General features: G+C 57.9%; 16 protein-coding genes and 1 pseudogene. 2 read left to right on the plus strand and 15 right to left on the minus strand.

The window, feature by feature from the left end:
- Window positions 1-8: 8 nt before the first annotated feature.
- The 7 genes and pseudogenes from ccoP to aceA form a co-directional block, all read right to left on the minus strand.
- Window positions 9-932, minus strand: coding sequence for a cytochrome-c oxidase, cbb3-type subunit III (ccoP, locus tag CR159_RS14330; RefSeq protein ID WP_102074642.1), 924 nt, complete (start codon window positions 930-932; stop codon window positions 9-11).
- Entirely contained in the window at window positions 925-1,098 is a 174-nt protein-coding gene (locus CR159_RS14335) for a cbb3-type cytochrome oxidase subunit 3 (protein WP_102074643.1), read from the minus strand. Before CR159_RS14335 ends, ccoP begins: the two co-directional genes overlap by 8 nt.
- Complete coding sequence (gene ccoO, locus CR159_RS14340; protein WP_102074644.1) at window positions 1,099-1,758, minus strand: cytochrome-c oxidase, cbb3-type subunit II; 660 nt, start codon at window positions 1,756-1,758, stop codon at window positions 1,099-1,101.
- A gap of 11 nt (window positions 1,759-1,769) precedes the next feature.
- The gene (gene ccoN, locus CR159_RS14345) at window positions 1,770-3,254 is read right to left on the minus strand and encodes a cytochrome-c oxidase, cbb3-type subunit I (protein ID WP_102074645.1); all 1,485 of its coding nucleotides are present in this window, start codon (window positions 3,252-3,254) and stop codon (window positions 1,770-1,772) included.
- Window positions 3,255-3,498: 244 nt separating this feature from the next.
- Window positions 3,499-3,639: pseudogene (gene ccoS / locus CR159_RS22240) on the minus strand (cbb3-type cytochrome oxidase assembly protein CcoS); the annotation flags it as partial.
- A gap of 3 nt (window positions 3,640-3,642) precedes the next feature.
- Window positions 3,643-4,608: a P-type ATPase actuator domain-containing protein gene (locus CR159_RS14355; RefSeq protein WP_102074647.1), complete on the minus strand. Its 966-nt coding sequence runs from the start codon at window positions 4,606-4,608 to the stop codon at window positions 3,643-3,645.
- Window positions 4,609-4,733: 125 nt separating this feature from the next.
- Window positions 4,734-6,059, minus strand: a complete 1,326-nt coding sequence (aceA, locus tag CR159_RS14360; protein WP_102074648.1) for an isocitrate lyase — start codon at window positions 6,057-6,059, stop codon at window positions 4,734-4,736.
- A 293-nt stretch (window positions 6,060-6,352) separates the two neighbouring features.
- On the opposite strand from aceA, the gene queF reads away from it, so the two are divergent.
- A complete protein-coding gene (gene queF / locus CR159_RS14365) occupies window positions 6,353-7,177 on the plus strand; it encodes an NADPH-dependent 7-cyano-7-deazaguanine reductase QueF (protein WP_102074649.1) in 825 nt (274 codons plus the stop codon).
- Window positions 7,178-7,185: 8 nt separating this feature from the next.
- Here the strand turns inward: queF and CR159_RS14370 are convergent, their stop codons facing one another.
- Genes CR159_RS14370 through acpS form a run of 5 tightly spaced genes read right to left on the minus strand, consistent with a single transcriptional unit; the run spans window position 7,186 to window position 12,397 of the window.
- On the minus strand, window positions 7,186-8,484 hold the full coding sequence (locus CR159_RS14370; protein WP_102074650.1) for an MFS transporter: 1,299 nt from the start codon (window positions 8,482-8,484) through the stop codon (window positions 7,186-7,188).
- On the minus strand, window positions 8,481-9,065 hold the full coding sequence (gene pgsA, locus CR159_RS14375; protein ID WP_102074651.1) for a CDP-diacylglycerol--glycerol-3-phosphate 3-phosphatidyltransferase: 585 nt from the start codon (window positions 9,063-9,065) through the stop codon (window positions 8,481-8,483). Before pgsA ends, CR159_RS14370 begins: the two co-directional genes overlap by 4 nt.
- Window positions 9,066-9,080: 15 nt before the next feature.
- The gene (uvrC, locus tag CR159_RS14380) at window positions 9,081-10,904 is read right to left on the minus strand and encodes an excinuclease ABC subunit UvrC (protein WP_102074652.1); all 1,824 of its coding nucleotides are present in this window, start codon (window positions 10,902-10,904) and stop codon (window positions 9,081-9,083) included.
- On the minus strand, window positions 10,867-11,925 hold the full coding sequence (gene nagZ / locus CR159_RS14385; protein WP_102074653.1) for a beta-N-acetylhexosaminidase: 1,059 nt from the start codon (window positions 11,923-11,925) through the stop codon (window positions 10,867-10,869). Before nagZ ends, uvrC begins: the two co-directional genes overlap by 38 nt.
- 46 nt (window positions 11,926-11,971) lie before the next feature.
- The gene (gene acpS / locus CR159_RS14390; RefSeq protein ID WP_102074654.1) at window positions 11,972-12,397 is read right to left on the minus strand and encodes a holo-ACP synthase; all 426 of its coding nucleotides are present in this window, start codon (window positions 12,395-12,397) and stop codon (window positions 11,972-11,974) included.
- 170 nt (window positions 12,398-12,567) lie between these two features.
- Here acpS and CR159_RS14395 point away from each other — a divergent pair, with 170 nt between their 5' ends.
- Window positions 12,568-12,846, plus strand: a complete 279-nt coding sequence (locus tag CR159_RS14395; RefSeq protein WP_102074655.1) for an AbrB/MazE/SpoVT family DNA-binding domain-containing protein — start codon at window positions 12,568-12,570, stop codon at window positions 12,844-12,846.
- Window positions 12,847-12,995: 149 nt separating this feature from the next.
- On the opposite strand, the gene paaK is transcribed toward CR159_RS14395, so the two are convergent.
- Genes paaK through paaG form a run of 3 tightly spaced genes read right to left on the minus strand, consistent with a single transcriptional unit; the run spans window position 12,996 to window position 15,613 of the window.
- The gene (paaK, locus tag CR159_RS14400; protein ID WP_102074656.1) at window positions 12,996-14,315 is read right to left on the minus strand and encodes a phenylacetate--CoA ligase PaaK; all 1,320 of its coding nucleotides are present in this window, start codon (window positions 14,313-14,315) and stop codon (window positions 12,996-12,998) included.
- A gap of 36 nt (window positions 14,316-14,351) precedes the next feature.
- Complete coding sequence (gene paaI / locus CR159_RS14405) at window positions 14,352-14,825, minus strand: hydroxyphenylacetyl-CoA thioesterase PaaI (protein WP_102074657.1); 474 nt, start codon at window positions 14,823-14,825, stop codon at window positions 14,352-14,354.
- Window positions 14,825-15,613 (minus strand): 2-(1,2-epoxy-1,2-dihydrophenyl)acetyl-CoA isomerase PaaG, encoded by a 789-nt coding sequence (gene paaG, locus CR159_RS14410; RefSeq protein WP_102074658.1) that lies wholly within the window; start codon window positions 15,611-15,613, stop codon window positions 14,825-14,827. The genes paaI and paaG overlap by 1 nt, the downstream gene beginning before the upstream one ends.

The raw sequence follows: 15,613 nt of genomic DNA on the forward strand, positions 1-15,613 counted from the left end.
ATATATCCCTATTTTGCTGCTACGTTACTACCCTGATTCGAGAGTCCCCACACCCAAGCGGTGAGCATGCGGATCTGGGCTTCAGTCAGAATGCCTTCCTGCGCCGGCATGATGTTCTGGCGCCCATTGAGGATGGTTTCCACAATGGAGGCCTCGGAACTGCCGTACAACCAGATACCGTCGGTCAGGTTGGGCGCGCCCATGGCCGTATTGCCCTTGCCCTCGACACCGTGGCAGGCCACGCAAAAGGTATCGAAGCCACGTTTGCCGGGCACGACCCGCAAGGAGTCGCTGGCCAGGCCCGAGAGCGAGCGCACATACTGGGCAATGTCGGCGGCTTCGCTGGGCTTGATCTGGGCGCTCCAGGGCGGCATCATGCCATGACGACCTTTGGTGATCGTTTGCATGATCTGCTCTGGATCGCCGCCGTATAACCAATCGCCGTCGGCAAGATTCGGAAAGCTTCCACTACCCCGGGCGTCAGACCCATGACACTGTGCACAGTTGTTCAGGAACAGGCGCTGACCGATTTCACGAGCCTCGGCATCGTGCGCGACCTGGGTGACCGGCATTTGCTGATAGCGTTCGAACAATGGCTTGATCTGTTCGTTCAAGGCCAATTGCTCGTCCTTGACTTGCTTGGCGGCCGTATACCCCAGCGTGCCCTTGTAACTGCCTACGCCAGGATACAAGAACAGCAGAGCCAGGGCGACGACGCACAAGCCCAGGTAGAAAACGGTCCACCAGCGCGGCACCGGATTATTGAGTTCGGTAAGGTCGCCGTCCCAGATGTGTCCTGTATCCGTGACCTGCTTGACGTCCTGCTTGAGCCAGGCGCGCTGGCTATACAGCAACCATATGCAAAAGGCGATTCCGCCCAGGGCAATCACACCAATGAAGTAGCTCCAGAAGCTACTGACGAAATCACTCATGGGATCCCCCATCATTCTTGTTGATTGGTCGTTCGTCCGGCACGGCAAAGGGCAAGAGCGAAGCCTCGTGGTTGGCATCGGCACGGCCGCGTGAGAACGCCCACCATACGATGCCAAGGAAAGTCGCCATGGCGACGATCGTCATTATTCCGTTGAGCACTGCCATTTACAGGCCTCCATCCGAAACAGCCTTGGCGGCCGCAGCACGGCCCGCCACGCCCAAACCTTGCAGGTAGGCGACCAGTGCGTCTTCTTCGGTCTTGCCTTTCAATTGCTCAGGCGCCTTGGCGATCTGTTCATCGGTGTACGGCACACCCAGTGTGCGCAGCACTGACATGCGGTCCTGCACGTTTTCATTGGTCACCGAATTATGCTGCAGCCATGGGTAGCTGGGCATATTCGATTCTTTCACCACATCGCGCGGATTGCGCAGGTGGATACGATGCCAATCATCCGAATAACGCTGACCAACCCGGGCCAGGTCGGGGCCCGTGCGTTTGGAACCCCACAGGAACGGATGGTCGTACCGCGACTCACCCGCCAGTGAATACGGACCATAGCGCTGGACTTCCGAGCTGAGCATCCGGATCTGCTGCGAATGGCAGCTGACACAGCCCTCGCGGATGTAGATGTCGCGCCCGATAAGATTGAGCGGCTCGTAGGGCTCGACGCCTTCAGTGGGAGTCGTTGTCGAGTGCTGAAAAAACAGCGGCACGATCTGCGCCAGACCCGCAAACGAAATAACGGCAATACTTAAAATAATCAGCAGGCCGACATTTTTTTCCAATGTCTTGTGCGAAAAAAAACCATGATCTTGCTTGGACATTACGGTTCTCCTCAAGCAGTAGTCGACGCAGGTCCGAGCAAGGCCGGATCACGCGCATCGGGACTGAACAAAGGCACGACCGGATTCACCTTGACCTGGCCTTTGACCGTCAACCATGTATTCCAGGCCATGACGAAGACGCCGCCCAGGAAGCACAGGCCGCCCAGCATGCGAATGACATAGAAGGGATAAGTGGCCTTGACCGCTTCGACGAAGCTGTAGGTAAGGGTGCCATCGACGCCCGTGGCGCGCCACATCAAGCCTTGCATCACCCCGGCGATCCACATCGCGCTGATATACATCACCACGCCCAGCGTCGCCAGCCAGAAATGCAGCTCGATGAGCTTGGTGCTGGCCATGGCGCTGCGGCCATACAGCCGGGGAATCATGTAGTACAGCGACCCGAAGGTGATCATGGCCACCCAGCCCAGGGCACCTGAATGCACGTGTCCGATCGTCCAGTCGGTGTAATGCGACAAGGCGTTGACCGTGCGGATGGACATCATCGAACCTTCAAAGGTGGACATGCCGTAGAACGACAGCGCCACGACCAGGAACTTCAAGATAGGATCGGTACGCAGCTTGTGCCAGGCGCCCGACATCGTCATGATGCCATTGATCATGCCGCCCCATGATGGCGCAAGCAGGATCAACGATAGTGCCATGCCGAGCGACTGGGTCCAGTCAGGCAGCGAGGTGTACAGGAGATGATGCGGGCCGGCCCACATATAAGTGAAAGCCAGTGCCCAGAAGTGGACGATGGACAAGCGATAGGAATAGATCGGACGCTCGGCCTGCTTGGGCACGAAGTAATACATCATGCCCAGGAAGCTGGTGGTCAGAAAAAAACCCACGGCATTGTGGCCATACCACCACTGCACCATGGCGTCCTGGACGCCGGCGTAAGCGGAATACGACTTCCACATTGAGACCGGCAACGCAAAGTTGTTGAATATGTGCAGGACCGCAATGGTAAGTATGTATGAACCATAGAACCAGTTGGCCACGTAGATATGCTTGACCCTGCGCTTGACGATAGTGCCGAAGAACACCACCGCGAAGGCAACCCACACCAAGGTCAGCAGGATATCGATAGGCCATTCAAGTTCGGCATACTCTTTCGTACTGGTGTAGCCCATGGGCAGCGTGATGACGGCAGCGACGATGACGGCCTGCCAGCCCCAAAACGTGAACGCCGCCAGCTTGTCGCTGTACAGGCGTGCCTGACAGGTACGCTGCACCACGTAATAGGCTGTGGCGAACAAGGCACTGCCGCCGAACGCGAAAATGACCGCGTTGGTATGCAATGGCCGCAAGCGGCCGTAGCTGAGCCAAGGAATATCGAAATTCAGTTGCGGCCATATGAGTTGTGCGGCGATCCATACACCGACCGCCATGCCTACCACACCCCATACTATGGTCATGATCGTGAACTGACGAACCACACCATAGTTGAAGATTTCGGCCTGTTTTCCGAACGTATCGGAAGTGCCCATGAGTTTCCCCTAAAACAAATAAACAATGCTTGACGTCAAGCATGATCCAGCATGGCAACGAAGCCGACTTTGATGTGCATCAAGGTCAAATTACAGCCGGGCAGGTTGACGTTTCCACACCACACTAACTAAATAAAGATACGATCCAAGCGAACTATTTCTCGCGCTGGCGCCCATTTTCCGCAAGCGAAGCAGGCTTTGCCGCGTCGCGATCTTCCGTCGTGGCGAGGTTTTCACCAGGGGCGTCATTATCGTTCAGTATGGACTCGCCTCGCGATTGCGTATCGTCGAACTGACCCGAAAAGATCGCCCACCAGAAAAACACTCCTATCACGATCACGAAGACCAGCGATATCGGCAACAGCAGAAACAGAGACGACGCCACGCATCAGCTCCGGGCGACCGCGGACTGCCAATCGCCGCTGGATACGCGAATCTGCGAGCGGTACAGACGCCACGAATTTGCTGCTACAGCCAGCGAGGACAAGAGCATGGATATGGCGGCCAGCCACGGCGCGACAAATCCCAATGCGGCAAGAGGCGTCATCAGGAGATGCCACGCGACGGAGGCATAGAGGTTCTGCCTTGAAATACGGCCAGTGGCCTGGACCAGGCGCACAATATCGATATCCTGGGCCGGCGCGCCGGCTGAAAGGCTTGCGTGCGCCGCAGCGACGGCAGTCGGTACCGCCATGGCCATCGCACAGGGACAGCTCATTACCAGCAAGGAAACCATTACCGCTACGGCATGCTCGGGCGCGTAGACGTACCAGACCGCCCCCACCAAGAATGCGAGGGCCAGCTGAATGACGACAAACCAGAATGCCAGCTGATTGGCGCGCTGCGTGACAGCAAGCCGGAATTCCTCGATGACGCGATGAGCCTTGCCCACACCTACCGCCTGGCGTGCACAGAGCTCGAGATAACGGGCGGTCAATAAAAATGCCACGAACATGGTGACAGAGTCGAAATAGACTTCTCCGTTGTCGAACCAGGTCGCGTAGGCACTGGGAATGAACGCCGCAATAATTCCAAGCGCCACCGGCACGTCCATGCTGACCCTGCCCTGCATCAGGCGGCTGAACGCCCCGCCCCAGACCGGCCACGCGCAATAAAGCACGACGGGGACGGTGAGCACGAGGCTGATCCAGTTCATGATAAAGATGGCCTGATCGAGCAGCGCCAGGTTATCGGGCGCCATGCTTTCGCTACGCAGATAGCCCGGGAACGCAAACATCATGACCTGCATCATCCCCAGCCAAGCCAGCCCCATACGCGCAAGCATGTGGCGGCGCTTCTGGCGATCGGAGCCAGACAGGCCTTGGGGTGTGGAAAAAATCGAGAAGGCGCGCATGGATACGAACTATACCCGGCTAGGGATTCTACGTATTGATCTAGATCAAGTTCAGAGATTACGTATCAATACGTGACAAGAGGTAGCCCCTCGACTCCCTCCCGTTTTCATCCCGCGCGCGGTACTTAGGCTACTTTCAAGCCTTGGCCGCTGCTATTGTCAAACTGCGCCTCTTCAGTGGAACCCGTAAGGGCCGTTGTTGAAGATTGCCCGCCTTCGATAGCTTGCGTTACCGCATCGAAGTAGCCCGTGCCTACCTCACGCTGATGCTTGACGGCCGTAAAGCCGAGGTCGGCGGCTGCAAACTCTTTTTGTTGCAGCTCCACAAAAGCGCTCATCTGGCGTCGGGCATAGCCATGGGCCAGCTCGAACATTCCGTAGTTGAGGGCGTGGAAGCCAGCAAGCGTAATAAATTGGAATTTATAACCCATGGCGCCCAATTCCCGCTGGAATTTGGCAACTGTGGCGTCGTCCAGGTTCTTTTTCCAATTAAAGGATGGCGAGCAATTATAGGCCAGCATCTTGCCCGGGAACTGGCGATGGATTGCTTCGGCAAACTGACGCGCATATTCAAGATTGGGCGTCGATGTTTCGCACCACAGCAAGTCGGCATACGGGGCATAGGCGAGGCCGCGGGAAATACCCTGCTCAATGCCGGGCCGTGTACGGAAGAAACCCTCAACAGTACGCTCACCGGTAATGAAGGCCCTGTCATTTTCATCAACATCGCTGGTAACCAGGTCGGCCGCGTCGGCATCCGTACGTGCCAGCAACAAGGTGGGTACGTTGAGGACGTCCGCCGCCAAGCGGGCCGAAACCAGTTTCGCCACGGCTTCCCGAGTGGGTACAAGCACCTTTCCACCCATATGGCCACATTTCTTGACAGACGCCAGTTGATCCTCGAAATGGACCCCCGCCGCGCCGGCTTCGATCATGGCCTTCATCAGTTCGAATGCATTCAGCACGCCGCCAAACCCGGCTTCGGCATCGGCGACGATAGGAGCGAAATAGTCCAGATAATCGTCATCCTGCGGATTCTTTCCCTCCATCCACTGAATCTGGTCGCAGCGTGTAAGCGCGTTATTGATGCGCTTTACCACCAGCGGCACTGAGTTCGCCGGATATAACGATTGATCCGGATACATCTCGCCGGCACCATTGGCGTCGCCAGCGACTTGCCAGCCAGAAAGATAGATCGCTTTCAATCCTGCTTTCACTTGCTGCATCGCCTGGTTGCCGGTGAGCGCCCCCAGCGAGTTCACAAAGGGCTCAGAATGCAACAGACCCCAGAGTTTTTCGGCTCCTCGCCTGGCCAACGTATGCTCCACCATCACAGAGCCGCGTAGCCGTATGACTTCTTCCGCGTTATAGCCGCGCTTTATGCCTTGCCAGCGCACATCTTCTGCCCAGCTCTTCTGCAGATTTCGAACTTCGTTTTCTCGTGTGGTCATGATGCTTTTCCTTGTGAAGTGAGACAAATCATATGAAAACCCATTGAGAAAAGTCTACGCTCTTGCTGCAGGGCAAGGAGCCCTTGAGTCTTATATAAGACAAAAAATATAGATGTTTAAATTCAAGCAGTTCTGATTTTGTTTCCGCAATATGAAATGAAATCCTTTCTCGTGAAAACTGTTATCGTGCAACGCAGCACGACAATTTCACATGTCGAAAGTCATTTTTCATAATGTGGGAATGACACTGCAAGAGGGTACAATGACGTACTGATTCTTCTATTTCTTTTGCGATGACTGCTTTTGTTCCTCCAAACGCCCCGCTAGGCCGGGACGTCTCTTACCCCGATTCCTACGATGCCACCCTGCTCTTCCCGATCGACCGCAAGCTCAATCGCGAGAAGCTCGATATCCCTCACGATTGGTATGGCGACGATATCTGGAATGCCTACGAAATATCGTGGCTCGATGGCAAGGGCAAGCCTATCGTAGGCATGGCCCGCTTTACCGTTCCGGCTGCAAGCCCCAGGCTGATTGAATCCAAATCGTTCAAGCTATACCTGAATTCATACAACGACGAACGTTTTGCCGCGCAGAGCCTGGTCCGGGAACGCATGACCGCCGATCTGAGCGCTGCAGCGGGTGCGCCGGTGAAGGTCGAGATCAATACCGACATCAAGCAACAGGATTTTTTGTGTGCGCCCATGGACGGCATCTGCATCGATGACGCTGACATCGAAATCACCACTTACCGGCCTACGCCCGAACTCTTGCACTGCGTAGCGGGCGCCAGCACCATCAGTGAAACCCTGATGTCGGATCTGCTGAAATCCAATTGCCCCGTCACGGGTCAACCGGACTGGGGCAGCGTCCAGATTACATACACCGGCCAGCAAATAGACCGGTCCGCCCTGCTGGAATATATCGTTTCCCTGCGCCAACACAATGAATTTCATGAACATTGCGTAGAGCAGCTGTATTGCGACATCTGGACAAGTTGCCAGCCAGAGTCCCTGCTGGTCTATGCGCGCTATACGCGCCGCGGTGGCCTGGACATCAACCCATGGCGCAGCAGCCGCCCCGCCACTGTCAGCCAGACGCGTACGCCACGCCAGTAAGGGAACAATCAGGCGCTGACCGGGCGAAGTACTGAACGGGTAGCGGTTCTGGCAACCCACAAGGCCAATACCGCGGCAACGCAAAAACCGATGGCGGCCCCGAACCACGGCCCTTGCACGAAGCCGGCATCCAGCATCAAGCCAAAGCCCACCGGCGCAAGCGAAGAGCCTACGTCCATACCCGAATAGACCAGGCCATACACGGCGCCGGTGGCTCCTTTAGGGGTTACGCGCCGGATCAGCATGTCGCGCGACGGGGCCGATACGCCTGAGCAGAAGCCGGCCATTGCGACGAGCGCGATGGCATAGGAAGGCGGTATCGCCCCATAAGCGAGCACCAGCAATAACGTTCCCGCCAGTACAAGGGAAATCGCTACCGTGCGCTCGGTATTCGGCGTGGCTCCAACCAGAAAGCCGCCTGCCAGCATGCCCAGCGCGGCAGCCACCATATAAGCGGACAATGTGGTGCCTGCCACAATCTTGTCGATGGCATACACCTCGCTGAGCATCGGGATGGTGTAGTTTTGCACGGCCGACAGCGCCATGGACGTGAAAGCAAAAAACAGGAAGGCGCCCCATAATGCCGGCTGTGCGAGCAAAGTGGTCAAGGTCTGCATGGCGGTCTGGTTGGATAAGTCGGCTTCAGCGGCATCGGTAGCAGTCGCCGCTTTGCTTGCAGTGTCAGCGGATACGGCTTGACTGCTGCCAGTGAGCAGGTCGCGTCCCAGCCATGTCAACAACAGGACCACCGCCACCAGGGCGGCGGCCGAGAATGCCGCGACCCGCCAGTTCGCCAGATAGATGATGGTTGCCATGAAGACCGGCGTAAGGGCCCAGCCAAGATTGCCGGTGAGACCGTGCGTGCTGAATGCGTGCCCCAGCCGCCGTGGACTGACCCTGTGGTTCAGAATGGAGAAGTCGACAGGGTGAAAGACAGAATTTCCAATTCCTCCTATGACGGCCGCCAGCAGCAGCATCGGATAAGAGGTAGAGACGCCAATGAGAATTCCGGATACGACAAAGCACGTGAGCCCGAACCGCAGCACCGGCGCCGGTCCGATGCGGTCCACGACAAAACCCGACGAGGCCTGGCCAAAACATGACACAAGGAAGAACGCGGAAGCCAGCATGCCCAGCTTGACGAAGTCGTAGCCATATTCGTTGGCCAATGACAGGTATAGCGTGGGCAGCACCAGTTGAAAAAAATGCGAACTGGAATGAACAGCGCCCACCAGGCTGATGACGAGCCAGTCCTGGCGTTTCTGGGACGATGTATCGGGTGAGTGATCCGGGGTTGCGGAGCTCATGAGAGCGACCTGCCGCCTTTGTCGCGGATTTCAGGCCACGCCCGCCGCAGGTAATAACACATGGACCACACGGTAAGCACGGCAGCCACCACGATAAGCACCTGGCCCACCAACTGAACGGACACGCCCTGGAAGGGTTGCCAATAGAGCAGGCAAGGAATGGCGATCATTTGGGCCGCGGTCTTGAACTTGCCCAGCCGATGCACGGCTACGCTGCCACTGGCGCCTATCTTGGCCATCCATTCGCGCAATGCCGATATGGTGATTTCACGGCCGATGATGACCAGTGCAATGAAGGAATCGACGCGATTCAGGTCCAGCAAAATCAGCAGCGCGGCGCACACCATGAGCTTATCGGCGACCGGGTCGAGAAAGGCGCCGAACGACGAGGTTTGGTTCCAGCGCCGCGCCAGCCAGCCGTCGAACCAGTCGGTCAGGGCGGCTATGACAAATGCGGCGGCCCCCACCATATCGCGCACCGGAACGGATATCCAGTCGGCGGGGATATAGAACAGTCCCACGATAAGCGGGATCATGGCTATGCGCAGCCAAGTCAGGGCGATGGGTAAGTTGAATGGCATAAGTTGAATAGTACCTTATCGGAGCGCATGATAGATACGTTCCGCCAAATCGGCGGAAATTCCATCCACCGAACGCAGGTCATCGACGCTCGCGTCCACCACACCTGAAAAGCCGCCAAATCGGGCCAACAGCTTCTGGCGCCGCCTGGCGCCCACGCCCTCGATCTCTTCGAGGCGCGACACATTGCGCGCCTTGGCCCGCTGCGCGCGCATGCCGGTAATGGCAAACCGGTGCGCTTCATCGCGGATCTGCGCTACCAGCATCAAGGCCGCGGATTCAATGCCCAGTGCCACGGGCTCGCGGCCATCCGCAAAAACCAGGGTTTCGAGTCCGACCTTGCGCCCCTCGCCCTTGGACACGCCGACAATGCTTCGGGTATCCAGGCCAAGTTCCACAAAGACCTGCCTGGCAATCTCGACCTGCCCCTTGCCGCCGTCTATCAGCACGATGTCGGGCATCTCCGCCAAGCCGTCGGCCACCCGGCTGAACCGGCGGGTCAGGACCTGCCGCATGGCGGCATAGTCATCCCCCGGTGTAATTCCCGCTATGTTGTAGCGGCGATACAGGGACGGCTGCATGTCATGATGCCGGTACACGACACAGGACGCCTGGGTTGCTTCGCCGGCGGTATGGCTGATGTCGAAACACTCGACATGCAAGGCATCCAGCGCGGCTTCGTCGGTATCCATCTCAAGCGCCGATGCCAGGGCCAGGCTGCGCGCGGCCCGTGCGCTGGACTCCGTCAATAGGCGTGCCAGCGCCATCTCGGCGTTCTTCATGGCTTGCTCCAGCCATGTCTTGCGTACGCCCTGGGGCTTGATGATCACGCGCGCCTTGACGCCAGTCCGCTCGGCCACCAGCGCAATAAGATCGGGATCAGGCAAAGGATGCGAACACACCAGAACGGCGGGCATGCTGCTTTCGACATAGTGCTGGCTAACGAAAGCGGCCAGCACGTCCCCGGGGCTATCATCGTTGGCATGCGACGGAAAAAATGGCTTGTCGCCCAGATGCCGTCCACCGCGTATCATCGCCAGGTTCACGCATACCCGTCCTCCCGCTGAAGCCAGTGCAATGACATCCACGTCGTCATTGCCAACCTTCTCCATGGATTGTTGCTGCAGGACTTTGGCCAACGACCCCATCTGGTCGCGCAACACGGCGGCCTTTTCGAAATCAAGCGCGTCGGATGCCTGGCGCATGCGCGCATCGATATCCTGCATGACCTCCTTGGCCTGGCCGTCAAGAAACCGCACCGCGCGCTCGACGTCAGCCTTGTAGTCTTCATCGCTGATCAGGTTCACACAAGGCGCCGAGCATCGCCCGATCTGGTACAGCAGGCAAGGCCGCGACCGATTGGCATACACACTGTCTTCACACGTACGCAAGCGAAATACCCGTTGCAGAATCTGTATGGTTTCGCGCACTGCCCATGCATTGGGATAAGGCCCGAAAAACCGCCCCTTGCCGCTAGTACTGCCGCGATAATAGGCAATCCGCGGCGCCTCATGGGCACTGAGCATCAAGTAAGGGTATGACTTGTCATCCCGGAAAAGGATGTTGTAGCGCGGCTTCAGGCGCTTGATGAGGTTGCTTTCAAGCAGCAGCGCTTCGGCTTCGGAGCGCGTGACCGTCACTTCCAGCCGCGCCACCCGCGCTACCATGTGCGCAATTCGAGGACTGTCCGGCGTTTTCTGGAAGTATGAGTTCACGCGCTTTTTCAGGTCGCGCGCCTTCCCGACATAAAGCACCTCGCCTTGCGCATCGATATGCCGATATACGCCGGGCAGATGCGGCAGGTCAGCCAGAAACGATTTGAGATTGAAGTCGTCGGGCATATTGGTAACGTTCATCGGCTTGCAGTGCTTCCCAATTGCAAGCGGGCTTTTTCGGCATCAGGCGCCGTATGCGCTCGACGGATTCCGCACTGTGCACGGTCTGCAAGCGCGCAAGCAGATCATCGGCCATATCGGGACGATTACACACAAGGACCATATCGCAACCGGCAGTCAGGGCGGCCTGGGCGCGTGCCAGGATATCACCGGCAACCGTCGCACCTTCCATGGTCAGATCGTCGGAAAACACGACGCCATCGTAACCAAGGTCCTGGCGTAAAACCTTCTGGATCCAGTGCGACGAGAATCCTGCCGGCTGTGGATCGACCTTGGGGTAGATGACGTGGGCCGGCATCACCGAAGGCAGGACCATATCACCCAGCCAACCGTAAGGGGCGGCGTCCTCCTGCATGATTTCCTCGAAGCTGCGCTGATCGACCGGAATTTCATGATGCGAGTCGGCCTCGACCGCGCCATGGCCGGGAAAGTGCTTGCCGCAAGCAGCCATGTCGGCAAGCATCAAGCCTTGGATCAAGGAACGGGCCAGCATGGCAACCACCCGCGGGTCACGATGGAAAGAACGGTTACCTATGACTTTACTGACGCCGTAGTCAAGGTCCAGTACAGGGGTAAAGCTGAGATCGACGCCACAGGCGCGAAGTTCCGCCCCCAGCACGTAGCCGGTTTCCGAGGCCAGTCGCATGGCCGCCAGCGAATCCTCAAACCATAGTTCACCAAACACGCTCATGGCGGGAATTTCGGTAAAGCCGTCGCTGCGAAAGCGCTGCACCCTTCCCCCCTCGTGGTCCACGGCAATCAGCAAAGGCTCATCGCGTTCGGCGTGTATGGACTGGCACAGGTCTGACAATTGCGCGCGATTGTCGAAATTACGCGCAAACAGGATCACCCCGCCCACCAAGGGGTTGCGCAGGCGGGCGCGTTCGTGGTCAGTCAGCGCCGTGCCTTCGACATCGACCATTACCGGTCCTGGCGGGAGGCTCACACGCATCTGCTGTGCTGTCATTCTAGTAATCCGTTATTCGTTCGGTTGATGGATGGGATGGGATGATTTATTGCTTTACGGCGGTCTCGACCATGACAAACGCCAGGACCGAATCGCTTTCATCCGTTATTGAAACATGGGCGGGACCAAAGCGCTGGTGATACCAACCAGCCAGCGGCTCGGACAGCTGCACACGCGGCTTGCCGCTGACATCGTTGAGCGTCTGCATGCGCGACCAGGCCATGGGACTATGCATACCCAGGCCTATTGCCTTGGAAAAGGCTTCCTTGGCCGCGAACCGAGTAGCCAGGAAACGCATACCGCGCTTGGGGTCCCGTTGGTAGCGCTGGTTGAATTTCTCGATTTCCTCGGGCCCGAGTATGCGTCGTACGAATTTTTCACCGTGGCGCTTGAATACCTGCTCGATGCGGTCGACTTTCAACAGGTCGACCCCAATGCCCGCGATCTTGCCTTCCGCTGCCTGAACAATCATCTAACCATCCGCATAGCTCCACGCCGCTGCGGCGTGCTCAGACCCTAGATGATACCTTGCCCATCGTATAAGCGATGCATAGGATCGAACGCGATGCGTCCTTTACCCATACTTGAATCTCACGCAGCAGTAGAATTCCAACTAGGTATTCTTACTTTCAGGGCCCCGATATGCAAATCACTGACAAAGGCCAAGTTACCATTCCCAAGCGCCTGCGCGACGCAGCCGGTTTCCTGCCTGGCAGCCAGGTCTCCTTCTCATTGGAGGACGGAAAGATCATCATCCGCAAAACAGGCATGGGAAGGGACGACCGGCGTAAATCGCTGCGCGCCGCCGCCGCCAAAGTACGCAAGAGCCTGGATGAGCCATTCAGGCAGATGAACAGCAAAGACATCATGGCGTTCCTGCGCCCGGACGACGATGACGGTGCATCACCTGGCCAAGCATGACGGCTCGACTTTTTTTGCCGATACCAACGTCTGGATTGACTGCATGGACGCCGGCAGCCCTCGACACACCTGCCTTTCTCAAGAACGAAAAGCAGTCCCCAACGCTCCGCGCTTCAGCGAGCCTTGTAGACACCTCGCCCAAAAATGCTCTACTGCCTGGGCCGCTTGTCCACCACGCGCCGGGCCTTGCCGGTAAGCGTGCGCTCCACCAGGCCGGAAGTCTGTACCGTAATGCGCGCCGAGACCCCGATATAGGTCTTGACAGCATGCCGGAGCTTGGCCGCGAGCACATCGCGATCGGCCACGCTCAAGTGGTCGAATTCGGGACGTACTTCGGTAAGAATTTCAAGTTCATCCAGATTGCCGCTGCGCGTCAACACCAATTGATACTGGGCGGCAAGCTCGGGGATGCGCAATACGACTTCCTCTACCTGTGTCGGGAAAAGGTTCACCCCGCGCACAATGAGCATGTCGTCGCTTCGACCCGTGATCTTGCCGATACGGCGCATGCTGCGTGAGGTGGGTGCAAGCAAGGAAGTCAGGTCGCGCGTACGATAGCGAATCACCGGCATGGCTTCCTTGGTCAGCGATGTAAATACCAATTCGCCGGCTTCGCCGTCCGCAACAGGTTCGCCGGTATCCGGATCAACGATTTCCGGATAGAAATGATCTTCCCATACGACCGGGCCATCTTTGGATTCGACGCACTCCATGGCCACTCCAGGCCCCATCACCTCGGACAAGCCATAGATGTCCAGCGCGTCGATGCCGGCGCGGTGTTCGATATCCGCGCGCATTTGCCCGGTCCAAGGCTCAGCACCGAATATGCCTATACGCAAGGAGCTGTCGCGCGGGTCGATTCCCTCGCGCTCCATCTGCTCGAGAATATTGCAAAAATACGAGGGGGTCACCATGATGATGGCGGGCTTGAAATCCTGGATCAGCTGAACCTGCTTTTCGGTCTGGCCGCCGGACATCGGCACCACCGAGCAACCCAGCCTCTCGGCGCCGTAATGAGCGCCCAGGCCTCCGGTGAACAGGCCATAGCCGTACGCAATATGTGCGATGTCGCCTGGACGGCCACCGGCCGCCCAGATTGAGCGCGCAACAAGATCGGCCCAATTGGCAATGTCGTTGGCCGTATAACCGACTACGGTGGGCTTGCCCGTGGTCCCGCTGGATGCGTGAATGCGTGACACTTGTTCGCGCGGCACCGCGAACATATTGAATGGATAATTGTCACGCAGATCTTGCTTGGTGGTGAATGGAAACCGTGAAATATCCGAGAGCTGCTGCAAGTCGTTGGGATGCACCCCCGCTGCGTCGAATGACTTCTTATAGTGAGGAACATTTTCATAAGCATGCGTGAGCGACCACTTCATGCGCTCAAGCTGCAAGGCCAGCAATTCATCACGGCTGGCGTGCTCGATGGCATCGCGTCCCGCATTCGATGATTTCAACTCGGACATTTTCCACTCCATCTGTGTTTTTGCTATGTTTTTGCGTTATTCGCCTACAACCTGGCCTTTTATCCGGTATGAGCGCCCTCGAAAAATGGCAATGCGTTTGCCATCCTGATTCTTCACATGGACGTCATACACGCCGGTGCGACCGGCCAACGAATATTCGAGGGCTTCGGCCGTCAACACATCGCCTTCGAAACCGGGAGCCAGGTAATCGATGGAGCATCCCGAAGCGACCGTGACCATATTGCGCGAATTGCAGGCGAAGGCGAATGTGCTGTCCGCCAAGGCGAAGATGAACCCGCCGTGGCAGGTCTTGTGGCCGTTCAACATGTCGGCCCGTACCGTCATGGACATGCTGGCCTGCCCCGGTGCCACCGATACGACGCGGGCACCGATTGCCTGCGATGCCGCATCGTTGTCGTACATGGTTCTGGCGGCCAATTCAGCAAGCGCCTGGGGATCTTCAGGCAGCGTTAGCGACACCGCCGGAGATGGATGGGGCAATGAGTTCATCACTTTCCTTTGAATACCGGCTGACGCTTGCCCAGGAAAGCGGACACCCCTTCGGCGTAATCGGCGCTGGCGCCGAGTTCGCGCATCAAGTCGCGCTCGAGGTCCAGCTGTTCGTCCAGCGTATTGGACAGGCTCTGGTTCAATGCGCGCTTGGTATAGGACAGGCCTTTGGTGGGCGCGGCCGCAAAATGCCGGGCGAGCTCATCGAGGCGGGCATCGAACTGGTCGTCGGGGACGCACTGCCAGATCAGGCCCCATTGCGCGGCTTGTTCGGCGCTGAGCTTTTCCCCCAGCAAGGAAAGGCCCATGGCCCGTGCATGACCCACCAGTCTAGGCAAGGCGTAGGTACCACCGGTATCGGGCAGCAATCCCAGGCGGCAGAACGGCTGAATGAAACTGGCCGACTGTTTGGCAATGACGATATCGCCGGCCAATGCCAGGTTGGCGCCCGCGCCGGCGGCAACACCATTGACGCCAACCACTACCGGCATCGCGAGAGCCCGCAGTCGACGGACCAGGGGTGCATAGTATTTTTCGATTGTGGCGCCGAGATCAACGGCAGCCGAACCCGCGCTCATTTCGCGCTCGGACAGATCCTGGCCGGCACAAAAACCGCGACCGCTGCCGGTCAATACCAGCACGCGCGCCCCCTGGTTTTCTGCCTTGGTCAGGGCGTCGGCCAATTCAGCGTGCATGGCCGCGGTAAAGCTATTGAGCTTGTCCGGCCGGTTCAGCGTGATACGTGCGATAGCGCCTTCGTCTTTGTATTCGATATTTTCGTAGCTCAT

Source organism: Pollutimonas subterranea, assembly GCF_002849655.1.
Lineage (GTDB): Bacteria > Pseudomonadota > Gammaproteobacteria > Burkholderiales > Burkholderiaceae_B > Pollutimonas > Pollutimonas subterranea.

Coding starts and splice junctions, on each gene's coding strand:
- ccoP (WP_102074642.1), bottom strand. CDS start 932: ATGAGTGATTTCGTCAGTAGCTTCTGGAGCTACTTCATTGGTGTGATT.
- CR159_RS14335 (WP_102074643.1), bottom strand. CDS start 1,098: ATGGCAGTGCTCAACGGAATAATGACGATCGTCGCCATGGCGACTTTC.
- ccoO (WP_102074644.1), bottom strand. CDS start 1,758: ATGTCCAAGCAAGATCATGGTTTTTTTTCGCACAAGACATTGGAAAAA.
- ccoN (WP_102074645.1), bottom strand. CDS start 3,254: ATGGGCACTTCCGATACGTTCGGAAAACAGGCCGAAATCTTCAACTAT.
- CR159_RS14355 (WP_102074647.1), bottom strand. CDS start 4,608: ATGCGCGCCTTCTCGATTTTTTCCACACCCCAAGGCCTGTCTGGCTCC.
- aceA (WP_102074648.1), bottom strand. CDS start 6,059: ATGACCACACGAGAAAACGAAGTTCGAAATCTGCAGAAGAGCTGGGCA.
- queF (WP_102074649.1), top strand. CDS start 6,353: ATGACTGCTTTTGTTCCTCCAAACGCCCCGCTAGGCCGGGACGTCTCT.
- CR159_RS14370 (WP_102074650.1), bottom strand. CDS start 8,484: ATGAGCTCCGCAACCCCGGATCACTCACCCGATACATCGTCCCAGAAA.
- pgsA (WP_102074651.1), bottom strand. CDS start 9,065: ATGCCATTCAACTTACCCATCGCCCTGACTTGGCTGCGCATAGCCATG.
- uvrC (WP_102074652.1), bottom strand. CDS start 10,904: ATGCCCGACGACTTCAATCTCAAATCGTTTCTGGCTGACCTGCCGCAT.
- nagZ (WP_102074653.1), bottom strand. CDS start 11,925: ATGACAGCACAGCAGATGCGTGTGAGCCTCCCGCCAGGACCGGTAATG.
- acpS (WP_102074654.1), bottom strand. CDS start 12,397: ATGATTGTTCAGGCAGCGGAAGGCAAGATCGCGGGCATTGGGGTCGAC.
- CR159_RS14395 (WP_102074655.1), top strand. CDS start 12,568: ATGCAAATCACTGACAAAGGCCAAGTTACCATTCCCAAGCGCCTGCGC.
- paaK (WP_102074656.1), bottom strand. CDS start 14,315: ATGTCCGAGTTGAAATCATCGAATGCGGGACGCGATGCCATCGAGCAC.
- paaI (WP_102074657.1), bottom strand. CDS start 14,825: ATGAACTCATTGCCCCATCCATCTCCGGCGGTGTCGCTAACGCTGCCT.
- paaG (WP_102074658.1), bottom strand. CDS start 15,613: ATGAGCTACGAAAATATCGAATACAAAGACGAAGGCGCTATCGCACGT.